The organism is Stenotrophomonas sp. AS012628 (assembly GCF_010608305.1).
Taxonomy (GTDB): domain Bacteria; phylum Pseudomonadota; class Gammaproteobacteria; order Xanthomonadales; family Xanthomonadaceae; genus Stenotrophomonas; species Stenotrophomonas geniculata.
Window position 1 is genome coordinate 1 of the sequence record NZ_VMBJ01000149.1, and the last position, 264, is coordinate 264.

The following is a 264-nucleotide window of genomic DNA, read 5'->3' on the forward strand; positions in this document are numbered from 1 at the left end:
GCGCTGGGTGGCGCGCAGTCCGTTCCGACGGCGTTATCTGCTGGTGGACAGTTTCGGCGGCGTTCCCGGCGTGCTTGCCGCCCGCTATCATGCCGCGCTGTTCGATCATATGTTCTTCCGCGTGCCAGCGCTGACGCTGCATTCGGCCGAAGAAATGCTGCAGAACCGCGAGGGCTTTGCCAGGAACAAGGTGCCCCCCGAAAGCCAGCGCGAATTCGAAGCGTCGATATATGGCGGCGACGCCGGCCGGGCACGCTTCATCGC

1 protein-coding gene is annotated in these 264 nt (G+C 64.8%); it reads left to right on the plus strand.

The window, feature by feature from the left end; translation table 11 throughout:
- Window positions 1-43: 43 nt before the first annotated feature.
- Window positions 44-264: hypothetical protein (locus G5A07_RS21360; RefSeq protein ID WP_191863992.1), on the plus strand; the 221-nt coding region annotated here is incomplete at its 3' end.